Consider the following 14,649-nt stretch of genomic DNA (forward strand, 5'->3'; position numbering starts at 1 on the left):
TGTCGGCAGTTTTGCATAACCGGAGAATAGAATTAAATTAGGATACAACTTACTTCCTCCGATCGTCAAAAATAAAGCTTTTTACTAATATATCTACTTTTTTCACATTCATCCCTGTCATATATTCTATTGCCGTTCTGATCTTTTCTTGTGTATTATATACTAATTCATTAAACGGCTCACCATAATACAGTATAACATCTAATTTTATATCAATTCCTTTTTCAGAATTATGTTCTGTATCGCGTCTAATTCTAACATGCTTAGTTTTAGCAATTCCATTATCAATTGCTACTTTATTGACTATCGCACTAATTGCATCGTCAGAAATTATTAATTTACCATAATAGCTGAAGATTGGTCTAACAATTGATTTTTCTCCTAATTTGCGTCTAGTATTTTTTGATCGTTTAAAAAATATATCTAAGGGATCAATCAAATATCCGGAAAAGTGAGGTTTTAGCTCAATTGTCGGAACCGGAATAATGTGCTTCCCTTCTTTCAATCGACAATGTTGTGCTTTTTCAATCTCTGCTTGTGAAGCAATATCTTCAATTCTAATAATTTTGCTAATAGCCGGTACTTTTAGTGCTTTAGCAATTTTATGAACCATGTTTTCCGAAGTTCCCAAAAGTAACAACCGATTTGGCTGTACTTTCAACAAGGCTTGGTGTACCTCCATCGCATGCTCATCTTCCATGAAAATTGCTCTTCGCACAGCTTGAATTCTACTAGCTTCTCTTTTTGCAGATTTTCCTGCAATAATTTTTGTACCCATTATTAAAATTCCATCATCAATTATTGCATCTACATTATAATCATGTGCGACAACTAATGCCCGATGGCTCTTTCCTGTGCCGCTAGGACCTACTAACGCTAATACTTCCATATACCCCTCCGGTTAACTAAGCCTTTTTTAAAGCTTGTAAAAACACTTCACTATAACCTTCCGCTAACGTAAACATCCCTAATTGTTGTGGATATCGTGTTGGAATGGCATGATAATCTGATCCACCAGTTATTAATAAGTTATTTTCTTGAGCAAGCTTTAAGTATTTACCAATCTCAGCTTGATTATGCTTCGGGTGAAAAACCTCTAACCCTTGAATGCCTCTATTAATACAATCTAGCACTAAATTATCATCACCAACCAGTCCAGGATGAGCTAATACCGCAATACCACCTGCTACTTTTATTAGCCTGATAATTTCATCACAAGATAATTTATAATGTGGAACATACCCTTTACCATTTCTATTCAGCAACTCAGCAAATACATCACCAATTTTTTCAAAATACCCTGCTGCTACCAAGGCATTAGCAATATGCGACCGGCTAAGCGAATCTGCATGTTTACCACTTTCCATTACTTTTTCATAAGAAATATCAAAACCTAATGCTTTTAACTTTTCAACCATTTTTCTAACTCTTTGCTTACGGCCAACTACAATATTAGCAAGTTCTGCTTGTAATTCTCTATTGTCAATATCAATGCCATAACCTAATATATGAATTTCATTAGATAATTGATCGGCACTAAATTCAATTCCCTGAATAATGTTTAAGTGCGGGTTATTCAATAAATTAAGTTCTCTTAAAATATGCAAGGCCTTTGTTGTATCATGGTCAGTAATCGCAATATTTTTCAAACCAACCTTAATAGCAGTTTCTATAACTTCAGTTGGCGACATTCGGCCATCTGATAAATTAGTATGAATATGTAAATCTGTACTCATTTTCTTCTTCCTATTCCCCAAAACCTTTTGTTACATTATAACATATCTCTATACAAAAATTATAAAAAAAAGAATCATCTCTATACCGAGACAATTCTTTAAATTTCTATCTTGGTTCAATTATTAACTTCATTGCCGTACGCTCTTCACCATCAATAACAATATCGGTGAAAGCTGGAATACAAATCAGATCAACACCATGAGGTGCTACAAAGCCTCTGGCTATCGCTACAGCTTTGACGGCTTGATTAAGTGCTCCTGCACCAATCGCTTGCATCTCAGCCGCACCACGTTCTCTTAATACGCCTGCTAATGCTCCTGCAACAGAATTAGGATTTGATTTAGCTGATACCTTTAATACTTCCATAATTATTAGAACCCTCCTTTAATATTAAGAAAGAACCCAACTACTTACAATAAGTATTATTCGACATTTGCTAAAAAATACCTTTGGATATTTTAAGTTTATCAAATATTTTTTTCTTCTTCTTTTAGCAAAATTCGACAGATGTCAACACATTCGCCATTAGTTTCATCAACTTTTAAGACTACTGCACTAAAAACATTAGGACCTTTGGCTAAATTAAATTTTGTGGGTAAAGCTGTAATAAATTTATTTATAATTATTTCCTTTTCTACTCCTAAAATAGAATTCCAAGGACCAACCATCCCTAAATCAGTAATATAGCCCGTACCTTTCGTTAGAATCCGCTCGTCAGCCGTTTGAATATGCGTATGCGTCCCCACTACCGCTGAAACTTTGCCATCTAAATGCCAACCCATTGCCATTTTTTCCGAAGTCGCTTCAGCATGAAAATCAACAATAATAATATCACATAATGTTTTTATTTTAGCTAAAATTGTATCAACAACTTGAAACGGACAATCCAATGCCGGCATAAAAGTTCGTCCTGAAATATTAATTATACCGATTTTACTACTTTGATAATCATAAATACAAAAGCCTTGACCAGGCGAAGTGTGTGGATAATTTGCCGGTCTGACCAAGTAAGGTTCATCCTCAATAAATTCAAAAACATCTTTTTTATCCCAAATATGATTTCCGGTTGTTACAACATCTATTCCTAAACTATATAGTTCATCTAAAACAGGTTTGGTTATACCAACTCCCCCTGCTGAATTTTCTCCGTTAGCAATAACAAAATCAATACCATATTCTATTTTAATCTTTTCAATATATTTTTTAGTAGCTTGTCGCCCTGGCGAGCCACAAATATCACCAATAATTAATATATTCATCTTCATACCTCTTTATTTATTAAAAACTATTACTTTTCCTTCTTCTCTAATACCAATTAACCTAGTTGAAAAGTGATTTTTTTTCATAATACTAAGCATATTTTCCATAACTTCTTCTTGCAGTAAAATTTCTTCTTCTTGTAGTGCATCATTTTTATCACAAACTAATTTTTCTTTAAAGGAATTGCTAATAATTGAGCTAATCAGTACAATTTCAGTTCGTGACAATGTTTTTATATCCCTAATAATATTAATAAAGGCTAACTCTTCATATTTTTTTATATTAATTTCGAGTTTAATATCTTTAGTTTTTTCCAAAGAATGATATGTTAAAATACTACTTTTTAATTTTTCTTCAAACATTAAAAAATCATCTTCTAATGGTACCGGCTGTAACGCTGCTCTAATTTTCAAACTATCATTTATCGGCTCAAACGTTATCGTACTAAATTCTGGGAAGCACACCAAAATAGAAATTAATAAATTAACGCCTTCATTTATTTTCTTTTCTTCCTCATTCATTTTTTCACCACCCATTGTATCTTAAATATTAAAACGACCTTGTAACACAAGGTCGTTAATATACTTATTTAGCGTAGTCAACAGCACGTGTTTCACGTATCACCGTTACTCTTATTTGTCCAGGATACTCTAACTCTGCTTCTATTTTCTTAACAATATCACGAGCCAGACCCACAGAAGTTATATCATCAACTCTATCCGGTTTTACCATAATACGAACTTCTCTACCAGCTTGAATCGCAAAAGACTTATCAACACCTTCAAAAGATTCAGCAATTTCTTCTAATCTTGTTAAACGTTTTAAATAGCTTTCTAAGCTTTCACGACGGGCTCCAGGGCGTGCAGCAGAAACAGCATCGGCTGAAGCTACCAAGACAGCTTGTACTGTTTTTGGCTCTTCATCAGCATGATGAGCTGCAATTGCATTAACAACTTCAGCAGACTCACGATATTTTTTAGCTAAATCTGCACCAATGATAGCATGAGATCCTTCTATATCATGATCGACAGCTTTGCCTAAATCATGTAATAAACCAGCTCTTTTCGCTAACATTACATCAACACCTAATTCAGCTGCCATTACGCCAGCTAAATGTGAAACTTCGATGGAATGTTTCAATACATTTTGACCATAGCTGGTTCTGTATTTCAATCTTCCTAATAATCTAATAACCTCTGGATGTAAACCATGTACTCCAGTTTCGAAAGTAGCTTGCTCACCGGCTTCTTTGATTCTTTGATCAACTTCTTTTTGTGCTTTTTCTACCATTTCTTCAATACGAGCCGGATGGATTCTACCATCAGTTATCAATTTTTCTAAAGCAATTCTAGCAACCTCACGGCGAACAGGATCAAAACCTGATAAAATAACAGCTTCTGGAGTATCATCTATTATTAAATCAATTCCTGTCATCGTTTCAAGAGTTCTAATATTACGGCCTTCGCGTCCTATAATACGACCCTTCATCTCATCATTAGGTAAAGCAACTACTGACACTGTTGTTTCGGCAACATGATCAGCAGCACAACGTTGAATTGCTAAAGATATTATTTCACGAGCTTTTTTATCAGACTCTTCTTTTGCCTGTTGCTCTAATTCTTTAATCATCATTGCGGTTTCATGCTTTATTTCTTCTTGTGCATTTGCTAACAACATTGTTCTAGCTTCTTCTGAACTTAATCCAGAGATTCGTTCTAATTCCGCCAGTTGTTTTTCATGTAGTTCTTGAATTTTACTTTGACTTACTTCCAAGTCTTGTTCTTTTTGTGTAAGAGAATTTTCTTTCTTTTCAAGGGAATCGATTTTTCGATCAAGATTTTCCTCTTTTTGTACTAATCGACGTTCAATCCGTTGTAATTCAACTCTACGTTCCTTAGTCTCTTTGTCCAGTTCAAGTCGCAGCTTGTGAATGTCCTCTTTTGCTTCTAATAGTGCTTCTTTTTTCTTTGCTTCACCGATTTTTTCGGCTTCATCAACCACTCTTTTTGCTTCTTGTTCTGCTGAGCTTATTTTCGCCTCAGCAGTACTTTTTCTAACCCAATATCCTACAACTGCCCCAATAACACAAGTCCCTAAGGCAGTAATTATTATTTCAATTATAGTCTTACACCTCCTTTTCATAAATAAACAGATCAACTAAATTTAACGAGTTTTTTTGCAATTCAATTGCTTCCCTCTAACAATTGAAAAATTTTCATTAATAATCATCACAAGTAAACTTATTTTAAAATACTGGATGTTTTAATTTTAATTCTTTTTCAAATTAGTGTCAAGCTAGCGCTATCATATCATTACTATATTATCGGCTTTTATTGCAGTTATTGAACATTATCTTTAAATGTTATTTTCTGTTCCGCAACTATCTGCTTATTTGGCAAAAAAAGTCAATTGGAAAACCCAATTAACTTTTTTATTGATTATTCTATTCTGTTTCTTCCTCTACTGTTACTTCATCACCAATTTTAGTGAACGGATTATTACCTACCACTAAATTTTCTCTTATTTTACCTTCTATTTCTGTGGCAATTTCACCATTTTCTCTTAAAAAGTCTTTAGCGTTTTCCTTACCTTGCCCTAATCTATTGCCACCATATGAATACCACGCTCCGCTTTTCTCAATAATATCCATTTCTGCACCAATATCAAGTAAACAGCCTTCTCTTGAAACACCTTTTCCATACATAATATCAAACTCAGCAATTCTAAACGGAGGGGCAATTTTATTTTTTACTACTTTAATTCTGGTGCGATTTCCCACAATATCATTGCCTTGTTTAATTATGTCAATTTTTCTCACATCAAGTCTCACCGATGAATAGAATTTTAAGGCTCTACCTCCAGTGGTCGTTTCAGGACTACCAAACATAACGCCAACCTTTTCACGAATTTGATTGATAAAAATTGCCGTTGTTCTGGATTTGCTGATTATACCAGTTAACTTACGCATAGCCTGCGACATCAAGCGAGCCTGTAATCCAACATGAGAATCACCCATTTCCCCTTCAATCTCAGCTTTTGGTACTAAAGCAGCAACAGAGTCAACAACCACTACATCAATCGCCCCACTTCTAACAAGAGCTTCGGCAATATCAAGAGCTTGTTCGCCATAATCAGGTTGTGAAATCAGTAAGTTATCAATATCAACACCTAATTTTTTAGCGTAGACCGGATCTAAAGCATGTTCAGCGTCAATAAAGGCGGCAATTCCGCCAAGTTTTTGTGCCTCTGCAATAATATGTAGTGCTACCGTAGTCTTACCAGATGATTCAGGACCATATATTTCCACAACTCTCCCACGAGGAATTCCACCCAAACCTAAAGCTAAGTCTAACGGTAATGTTCCCGTTGGAATAACTTCTATATTCATTTTGGCAGCAGCTTCCCCCAATCTCATAATAGAACCTTTGCCAAAATCTTTTTCAATTTGTCTCATTGCACTTTCCAAAGCTTTTTCCTTATCCATCAACAAACCCCTCTCTCTACTCTCATATTTACTATTGTACAAACATTTGTTCTCTTCGTCAATAAAAAAAAGGCTAAAAGCCTTTTTTAACGACTTTTAGCCGGTTCAACATTAATTTTATAGCCCTTCATAGTGTTTTTATGCATCACTGCTAACACTCTTTCTGCTACTTCTTCCGGAATTTCGACAAATGTAAATTTGTCATAGATATTAATAACACCAATAATATTCCCAGGAATATCAGCTTCCGAAGAAATTGCTCTAACAATGTCTTCTGGTCTGATTTTTTGGCTACGACCGATATTCATAAATAACCTTACCATCCCTGCTTCTCCACCGGTATTACTAAAGCTATTTGTGACTACTACTTCTTCTTCTTTTTCTTTTACCCCTTCAACGGATAATTTTAAAGCTGCTGCTGCTAAGTCATGAGCATCATAATCATTTAACAAGTCCGCAATAATAGTATGATAGTCATCATAATTATTATTTTCTAGCACTTTTAATAAACGCTCTTTTATTAGTTCTTTTTGACGTTCTAAGATATCAGCTGAAGAAGGTAATTTTTTACGTGTAATAGCCGTTTTTGTATAACGTTCAATTAATTTTAATTGACGATACTCACGAGGATTGATAAAAGTAATCGCAACCCCTTTACGACCAGCACGGCCAGTTCTTCCAATTCTATGAACATATGATTCATGGTCTTGTGGAATATCATAATTCACTACATGAGTAATATCATCGATATCAATCCCGCGAGCTGCCACATCAGTTGCTACTAGTATTTCCAATTTTCCTTCACGGAATTTTTTCATTACTCTATCACGTTGTGATTGACTCAAATCACCATGTAAGCCATCTGATAAATACCCGCGTACTTGTAATGATGATACTAATTCATCAACACCTTTTTTAGTACGACAGAAAATTATAATTTTGCCGGTTTCTTCAACATCTAAAACACGACATAAGCCTTCTAATTTTTCTCTTGTTTCATAATAAATTTGTTCAATCAATGGCACTGTTAACTTTTCTCTGTTAATAGTTACTCTTGTTGCATTCTTCATATACTTTTCTGATAACTTTGCTATTGGTCCAGGCATTGTTGCTGAAAACAATAATGTTTGTCTTGTTTCCGCATCTAAATTATTAATAATAGTCTCTATGTCATCAACAAATCCCATGTCTAGCATTTCATCTGCTTCATCTAAAATAAGCATTTTCACTTGGTCTAATTTAATAGTTCTACGTCTAATATGATCCAATAATCTTCCCGGAGTCCCAATAACAACTTGCACGCCTGATTTTAAGGCTTTGATTTGTCTGTCTATTGATTGGCCACCATAAATCGGCAATGATTTTACTTTTTTAAATTTACCAATTTTAGTTATCTCTTCAGAGATTTGAATAGCAAGTTCTCTAGTCGGTGTAAGAATAAGTGCTTGAATATGCTTATTATGATCATCAACTTTTTCAATTGCTGGAATACCAAAAGCAGCTGTTTTACCAGTTCCTGTTTGGGCTTGACCAATAACATCATTACCTGCTAATACTAATGGTATTGTTTTACTTTGTATCGGTGAAGGCTCTTCAAAGCCCATATCGCTAATAGCAGCTAGTACCTTCTTGCTTAATTCAATTTCCCCAAATGTTGTTAATTCTTTTTTCAAATTTTAAATCCTCCTGTTATTTTCCCTTATTATTTTTCTTATTATATTGCCACAATAAATTTAATGCGGCCTGCGATGCGTGAAATTTAATATCTAATCTCTGACCGTGAAAAACTTTTTTCTCACAAATAGTTTTTTTACCATCACTTAAAGACAGGTAAACTAAGCCAACTTCTGCAGAGTGACTGTCGCCTCCCGGTCCTGCAAATCCGGTAATAGCTATCCCAACTTTGCTATTGAGTTTTTTTCTGACGCCTTCAGCCATTGCTTTGGCAACCTCTTCACTAACAGCACCTTTTTCATTTATTAATGTTTCAGCTATATTTAGTTCATTTATTTTAACGATATCGCTATAACTTACAATGGCTCCCACCACATAAGCTGAACTACCGGGTATATCAGTAAGCCTACTAGTTAATAACCCGCCAGTACATGATTCTGCCATTGCTACCGTAAGTTTATTTTCAACAAACTGCTTTGCAACTACTTCTTCTAGTTTTATATCATCTACCGCATAAATAAATTCACCGATTCTTGACTTAATCTCGGCTTCTAACGGTTTTATTAAAGTTAACGCTTCAGCTTCATTATCAGCTTTTGCCGTTAACCGCACAATAACACCTGTTTTTCTCGCTAATAAAGCTATGGTCGGATTATGTTGCTGTAAAATTAAATCCTTAATTTTTTCTTCTAGCAAGGATTCACCGATGCCATAAGTATTTAAAACTCTTGACAAAATAATTTTACTGCAACCAAACTTTTCAATTAAAAAAGGTTTCAGACATTTTTCAAACATCATTTTCAATTCGCGTGGCGGTCCTGGTAAATTAATGATCATTTTACCATTATCTTCAAGAACAACTCCCGGAGCTGTCCCACAATAATTTTCCAAAACCACTGCACTATCCGGAATCATGGCTTGTCTTATATTACTTTCCACCATTGTACGTTTCACTTTCGCAAAATACCTTTCAATATTCGCCAAACTAGGTTTATGTAAATGCAAGTCCCGATTCAAAACCTCTGCCGTTATTTCTTTTGTTATATCACCCTGAGTCGGGCCCATTCCACCGGTCGTTATAACAATATCAGCTCGCGCTAATGCTAACAACAAAGTTTCTTTCATTCTTTTTTTATTATCACCAATTGTCGAGTGATATAAGACATCAAAGCCTAATTTATTAAGTTGATTGGCTAAATATGCACTATTAGTATTTACAACTTGTCCTAACAATAATTCCGTTCCGGTTGTTACTATTTCCACTATCATTATAAACACCTCAATACTAAATTTACACAAATAAAAAATAGCAGGACAAGAGCCGCTACTATTTTATATTAGCACACTTAATTTTATTTTGATAACTATTCTCTAAACAATTAATTATTTTGCTGCTTATTTTATTTTTTCTGCCAAAATATCATAGGTATAACCTTGGACAACTTTAGTTTTAATAAACTGCCCTGGCATACTATCAGGATCATTTTCCACATAAACCTGACCATCTATTTCCTGTGCCTCACGATAAGATCTTCCATAAGTTACATTTTCTTGTTCGCTATCACGGCCTTCAATCAAGACCTCCAACTCCTGGTCTTCCAGACTTTGGTTTATCTCTTCTGAGATTTTAGATTGAATTGCCATTAGTTCATGATAACGCTCTTGTTTTATTTCCTCACTAACTTGCTGCTCCATTGTAAAAGCTACCGTATCTTCTTCTTTAGAATATGTAAAGATACCGACTTTATCAAATCTTTGCTTGATAATAAACTCTTTTAATGTTTCATAATGTTCAATACTTTCACCCGGAAAACCAACAATAAAAGAAGTTCTAATTGTCGCTGTTGGCATGATTTTTCTAATTCTCAACAACAAATCTTCAATCTCTTCTTTAGTATCTTGGCGAGCCATCGCCTTTAATACATCATTATGAGCATGTTGCAACGGCAAGTCAATGTATTTGCAAATTTTAGGCTCAGTTGCCATGAAATTTAATAGTTCGTCAGTAAATCTTTTAGGGTAACAATATAATAATCTAATCCACTTTAGCTCTTCTATTTTTACCAATTCTTTTAATAACTCTAAGATTTTTATTTCACCATAAAGATCAATTCCATAATTAGTAGTATCTTGAGCGATTAAATTTATTTCCTTAACACCATTTTTTACTAAATTTTTAGTTTCTGCAACTATTGATTCAATAGTACGACTACGGAAATTACCCCTAACCAATGGAATTACGCAGTATGCACAACGATTATCGCATCCCTCTGCAACTTTAACATATGCAGTATAGCGAGGTGTTGTTAAAATCCTTGGCATTTTATCATCATAAATTATTTCTGATTTATCAGCAATAATTAGTCTTTCACCAGCTAACACAGCTTCAACCGCTTCCATAATTCGATCCCAAGCACCAGTTCCAATTATAGCATCAACTTCCGGTAGCTCATCTAACAACTCTTGTTTATATCTTTGTCCTAAACAACCAGCAACAATAATCCCTCGACATTTTCCACTAATTTTGAAATCTGCCATTTGTAAAATTGTCGAAATCCCTTCTTCTTTCGCTGATTCAATAAAGGTACAAGTATTAATAATTATTATATCGGCATCATTAGGTTGTGCAGTAACATCTATTTTATTTTCTCTTAATATCCCCAACATCACTTCTGTATCAACTAAATTTTTAACACAACCTAAACTTATAACTCCAGCCTTTAACATATACTACCTCCTAAGCTTTAGCTTAGTTACTTAATCTAACTTCTTTAATCCATCTATTCATCAATCTATTTTGTACATCAGTCTTATTGCCTAGTTTATTATCTAATAACTTCACATTGTCAATATTAATCGTTTTATATGCTAGCCCGGTTTGATTCGTAGGCATATAAAAAATATTATTTTTTTGCAAACTCATTTGCGCACCATCTTGTAATAACCAATCAATAAAAATCTTCGCATCATATTTATTGTCTGCATTTTTTAATAAGCCAACTGCAGTCAACAAGTATGAGGTACCTTCTTCAGGATATATTATTTTTACTGGAAAACCATCCTGCATATATCTGACAATCTCACTTTGCACCGATATTGCTAAATCAACTTCTCTCATGCCAGCCATTCGCACCGGTGTTGCCAAATATTTCGAGTATTGCACAACCCTAGCATGGATTTTTTGCAATAATTTGATAGCATCATCCTCACCATATTGTGATACTAACGTAAAATATAAATTGGCAGCAGCACTTGAAGCCATTACATCTACTACACCAATTCTAATTTTATTATCTTTATATAAATCATTCCAACCACTAATGTTTTGCTCTGTTAATTTTAAATAATCATAATTAATGCAAAACACAATCGGATCATACCATACACCTTGCCAAAAACCATGTTCATCTTTGAAGCGATCATTTAAGAGATCCGTTTGTTCCGAAACATAATTTTCTAGTTTTTGGTCTGTTTTAGCCTCATCTAACAGTAAACTATCAGTTAAAACTAATTCCACTTTTTCCTCATTTGTGCCTCTTATTTTATTTAACAAGGCCTCTTTATCACTAAATAAAATAAAATTAATCTTAACATTATTAGTTCTTTCAAATTCTTCTGATAGACAGGCTACAATTTCCGCCGGCAAACTTGTATAAACATTAATTACTCTTTTTTGTTGACTGTCATTTTCTACAGAACTAGTAAAATATGCATGCAATAAAAAAGAGATTAGGATTGCTCCAATCATTACGGTAAAGATTTTTATATATCGCATATTATATTACCCCATAATTAAACTGATTACTAAAATTTTTACTCAATTATAGTAGTAACAAGAAAATATTTATTATTTATCTAAAACACCATATTATACTATACAATTATTTGTCTAACTATGCAACAGAAATAATAAAAAGACCGTCTTAAAAACGGTCTTTAATATTTCAATAAATTTTAACGACGCATCCACTCCGGAATGTCTAAAACATCACCTTTAAACGGTTCAATCTTTGTTTTTTCTGCCTTTTCTTCCACAATTGATTGTTGTCCATCAAAACCTGTAGCAATAACCGTAACTTTTATTTCCTCATCCAACTCTTCATCGATTACTGCGCCAAAAATAATATGAGCATCAGGATCAACTGAGCTTTGAATGAAATCAGCCGCTTCATTAATCTCAAATAAACCTAGGCTACTATCACCTGTTATATTGATAATAACCCCTCTGGCACCATCAATTGAAGCTTCCAATAACGGACTTTTAATTGCTGCTTCAGCTGCTATAACAGCTCTATTTTCACCTTTAGCAGTACCAATCCCCATTAATGCAGAGCCCGAATTTTCCATGATAGTTTTAACATCAGCAAAATCTAAGTTAATAACTCCCGAAATACCAATTAAATCAGAAATCCCTTGAACCCCTTGACGCAATACATCATCGGCAATATTAAAAGCTTCCAACATTGAAGTCTTTTTATCTGCCACTTGCATTAATCTATCATTAGGAATAGTTATCAAAGTATCAACTTTATCTTTTAAGTTAGCAGTACCTAGTTCAGCTTGAGTTTTACGTCTTTTTCCTTCAAAAGAAAAAGGTTTTGTTACAACACCAACTGTTAGTGCTCCAACTTCTTTTGCACACTCCGCAACGATTGGAGCTGCTCCTGTCCCTGTACCACCACCCATACCAGCAGTAACAAAAACCAAGTCCGCTTTATCTAAAGCTTTAATAATTTCTTCGCGACTTTCTTGCGCAGCTTTTTCACCAATTTCAGGATTAGCACCTGCTCCTAAGCCTCTAGTAAGTTTTTCGCCAATCTGAATACGATTAGGAGCTTTAGCATTAAGCAATGCTTGAGCATCAGTATTAACGGCAATAAACTCTACCCCTTGTAATCCTGCATCAATCATTCGATTTACTGCATTATTACCGCCGCCTCCTACACCTATAACCTTAATTTTTGCATTTTGACTATATTCCGCATCGATTTCCAGCACTATATATTCCTCCTATTAACTACTCATTAACAGTATATTTCTAGTTTAAAGTTAAATAGTCCTTTATTTAACTATCTAAAACTACATTTTAAAAAAACTTTTAACCTTGGCAAATAAGCCGATATTTTCATCTTGTAAAGATTTTATCACAACTTTATGCTCGTCAACATTGACGATGTTTTCTTCTGTTTTAATGATATAATCTAATCCCAAAATATCCAAATTAACAGAAATATTTGGTAACTCTTTTATATTACCACATTTCATTGGTAAATTAAAAGATACTTTTAACTTTTCTTCAAAATTATATAATAAAACACTATCTCCTAGCAAGAAAATATTATTTAATACACCTTTAAATTGTTGTTCCACACTATTTTTTATAAATTCAGTAATATCGTTTACTCGACAATCAACCAGTTCATAAATAAAATCATAATGAATATTTTTAGGATTTTCATCCTTACTACAATTAATAACAACACCTTGTCCTTTAATTTTATTATCAATCTTGCCAAAATATTTCTTTAAATTTTCCGCATGGGTAAAATCAAGTTCCAAATTTTGCATAATGTCATTGGTAATATAATCTCCTCCAACATTTAACGAAAATCCTTTATGAAATTTATTGTCTTTAATTAAACAAATATCCGTTGTCCCCGCGCCAATATCAATAATAGCCGTATTTTCAAAATACTCATATTTTTTAAAGATTTCATAACTAACCAATGCGTTAGGAATTGCAAAAAAGTTCTTAGCACCATATTTAATTCTAATATTGCTAATAACTTGATTCATTTTACTATTAATTAAAAACAAAATTCCTTCAACCCTTAATTTATTACCTTTTTCCAGCAGAGGATTGTTAAAAACTTCAATATTATCAATAAAAAATCGTGGATTATATAAATTTAAATAATCATAATCACTTATTTTTTCGCTAACTAGATAATTATTAATGATTTTCTCAAAATCCTGAGCTTTAATTACAGTATCTACAATAATGTCTTCAGCTATTTTCACACTATGAATATCAAGACCGCCTAAACAAAGAACAACATTCGTAAAATTATTGAAAAATTCACTTTTCAATAACTCCTCCAATTTGTTTTCAAACTCTTCCACATTATCAAATTTACCATTTTTAAAGCCACCACTTTGAAAAGAGCTGTGTGGTGTTAAGGTTATAGTTTTAGATTGGCTTACACCGATTAATGTCTTTAAGTCTTCTGTCCCAATATCGATAAATAAAAATTTTTCCTTATCCATTATTACCTCTCAAAAACTATGATAACTATGTAATTCAACAAAATTAAATTTTTCCCTGTTAGTTTTTATTTTTTTATGATGAATTGTCAATCCAAGTGCTCCACTTCGTGTAGAAATACTTGAATAGGCGATTTCCAGCCTAAACACTTTCTTGGTCTAGAGTTAATTAAAAATAAGTTTTTAATTAGCTCATGTTCGTTGACTCTAGCGAGGTCAGTTTTCTTTGG

The 14,649-nt window shown here is 33.4% G+C and carries 13 protein-coding genes; all 13 read right to left on the reverse strand.

Translation table 11 applies throughout. From position 1 onward, the window contains the following. Nucleotides 1–49: 49 nt before the first annotated feature. The 13 genes from KBI38_02330 to KBI38_02390 all read right to left on the reverse strand — a co-directional run bounded on the left by KBI38_02330 (nt 50) and on the right by KBI38_02390 (nt 14,422). Nucleotides 50–889: an Asp23/Gls24 family envelope stress response protein gene (locus tag KBI38_02330; GenBank protein MBP8628899.1), complete on the reverse strand. Its 840-nt coding sequence runs from the start codon at nt 887–889 to the stop codon at nt 50–52. Nucleotides 890–905: 16 nt separating this feature from the next. Beyond that, the gene (locus KBI38_02335) at nt 906–1,736 is read right to left on the reverse strand and encodes a PHP domain-containing protein (GenBank protein MBP8628900.1); all 831 of its coding nucleotides are present in this window, start codon (nt 1,734–1,736) and stop codon (nt 906–908) included. A 106-nt stretch (nt 1,737–1,842) separates the two neighbouring features. Then, the gene (locus tag KBI38_02340) at nt 1,843–2,103 is read right to left on the reverse strand and encodes a stage V sporulation protein S (GenBank protein MBP8628901.1); all 261 of its coding nucleotides are present in this window, start codon (nt 2,101–2,103) and stop codon (nt 1,843–1,845) included. 101 nt (nt 2,104–2,204) lie between these two features. After that, on the reverse strand, nt 2,205–2,996 hold the full coding sequence (locus KBI38_02345; GenBank protein MBP8628902.1) for a TIGR00282 family metallophosphoesterase: 792 nt from the start codon (nt 2,994–2,996) through the stop codon (nt 2,205–2,207). A 12-nt stretch (nt 2,997–3,008) separates the two neighbouring features. Continuing rightward, the gene (locus KBI38_02350) at nt 3,009–3,518 is read right to left on the reverse strand and encodes a hypothetical protein (protein MBP8628903.1); all 510 of its coding nucleotides are present in this window, start codon (nt 3,516–3,518) and stop codon (nt 3,009–3,011) included. A gap of 64 nt (nt 3,519–3,582) precedes the next feature. Beyond that, entirely contained in the window at nt 3,583–5,139 is a 1,557-nt protein-coding gene (rny, locus tag KBI38_02355) for a ribonuclease Y (protein MBP8628904.1), read from the reverse strand. 301 nt (nt 5,140–5,440) lie between these two features. Next, a complete protein-coding gene (gene recA / locus KBI38_02360) occupies nt 5,441–6,481 on the reverse strand; it encodes a recombinase RecA (protein ID MBP8628905.1) in 1,041 nt (346 codons plus the stop codon). A gap of 86 nt (nt 6,482–6,567) precedes the next feature. Beyond that, the gene (locus tag KBI38_02365; protein MBP8628906.1) at nt 6,568–8,085 is read right to left on the reverse strand and encodes a DEAD/DEAH box helicase; all 1,518 of its coding nucleotides are present in this window, start codon (nt 8,083–8,085) and stop codon (nt 6,568–6,570) included. A gap of 85 nt (nt 8,086–8,170) precedes the next feature. Beyond that, nucleotides 8,171–9,424: a competence/damage-inducible protein A gene (locus tag KBI38_02370; protein MBP8628907.1), complete on the reverse strand. Its 1,254-nt coding sequence runs from the start codon at nt 9,422–9,424 to the stop codon at nt 8,171–8,173. A 126-nt stretch (nt 9,425–9,550) separates the two neighbouring features. Then, nucleotides 9,551–10,882 carry a 30S ribosomal protein S12 methylthiotransferase RimO gene (rimO, locus tag KBI38_02375; protein ID MBP8628908.1) on the reverse strand — a complete coding sequence of 444 codons (1,332 nt, stop codon included), beginning with the start codon at nt 10,880–10,882 and terminating at the stop codon, nt 9,551–9,553. Between the two features lie 22 nt (nt 10,883–10,904). Then, nucleotides 10,905–11,930 carry an extracellular solute-binding protein gene (locus tag KBI38_02380; protein MBP8628909.1) on the reverse strand — a complete coding sequence of 342 codons (1,026 nt, stop codon included), beginning with the start codon at nt 11,928–11,930 and terminating at the stop codon, nt 10,905–10,907. Between the two features lie 179 nt (nt 11,931–12,109). After that, complete coding sequence (gene ftsZ, locus KBI38_02385; protein ID MBP8628910.1) at nt 12,110–13,153, reverse strand: cell division protein FtsZ; 1,044 nt, start codon at nt 13,151–13,153, stop codon at nt 12,110–12,112. Between the two features lie 81 nt (nt 13,154–13,234). Beyond that, nucleotides 13,235–14,422, reverse strand: a complete 1,188-nt coding sequence (locus tag KBI38_02390) for a rod shape-determining protein (protein ID MBP8628911.1) — start codon at nt 14,420–14,422, stop codon at nt 13,235–13,237. Nucleotides 14,423–14,649 lie beyond the last annotated feature (227 nt).

Source organism: Negativicutes bacterium, assembly GCA_018052945.1.
In the GTDB taxonomy this organism is placed as follows: domain Bacteria; phylum Bacillota; class Negativicutes; order JAGPMH01; family JAGPMH01; genus JAGPMH01.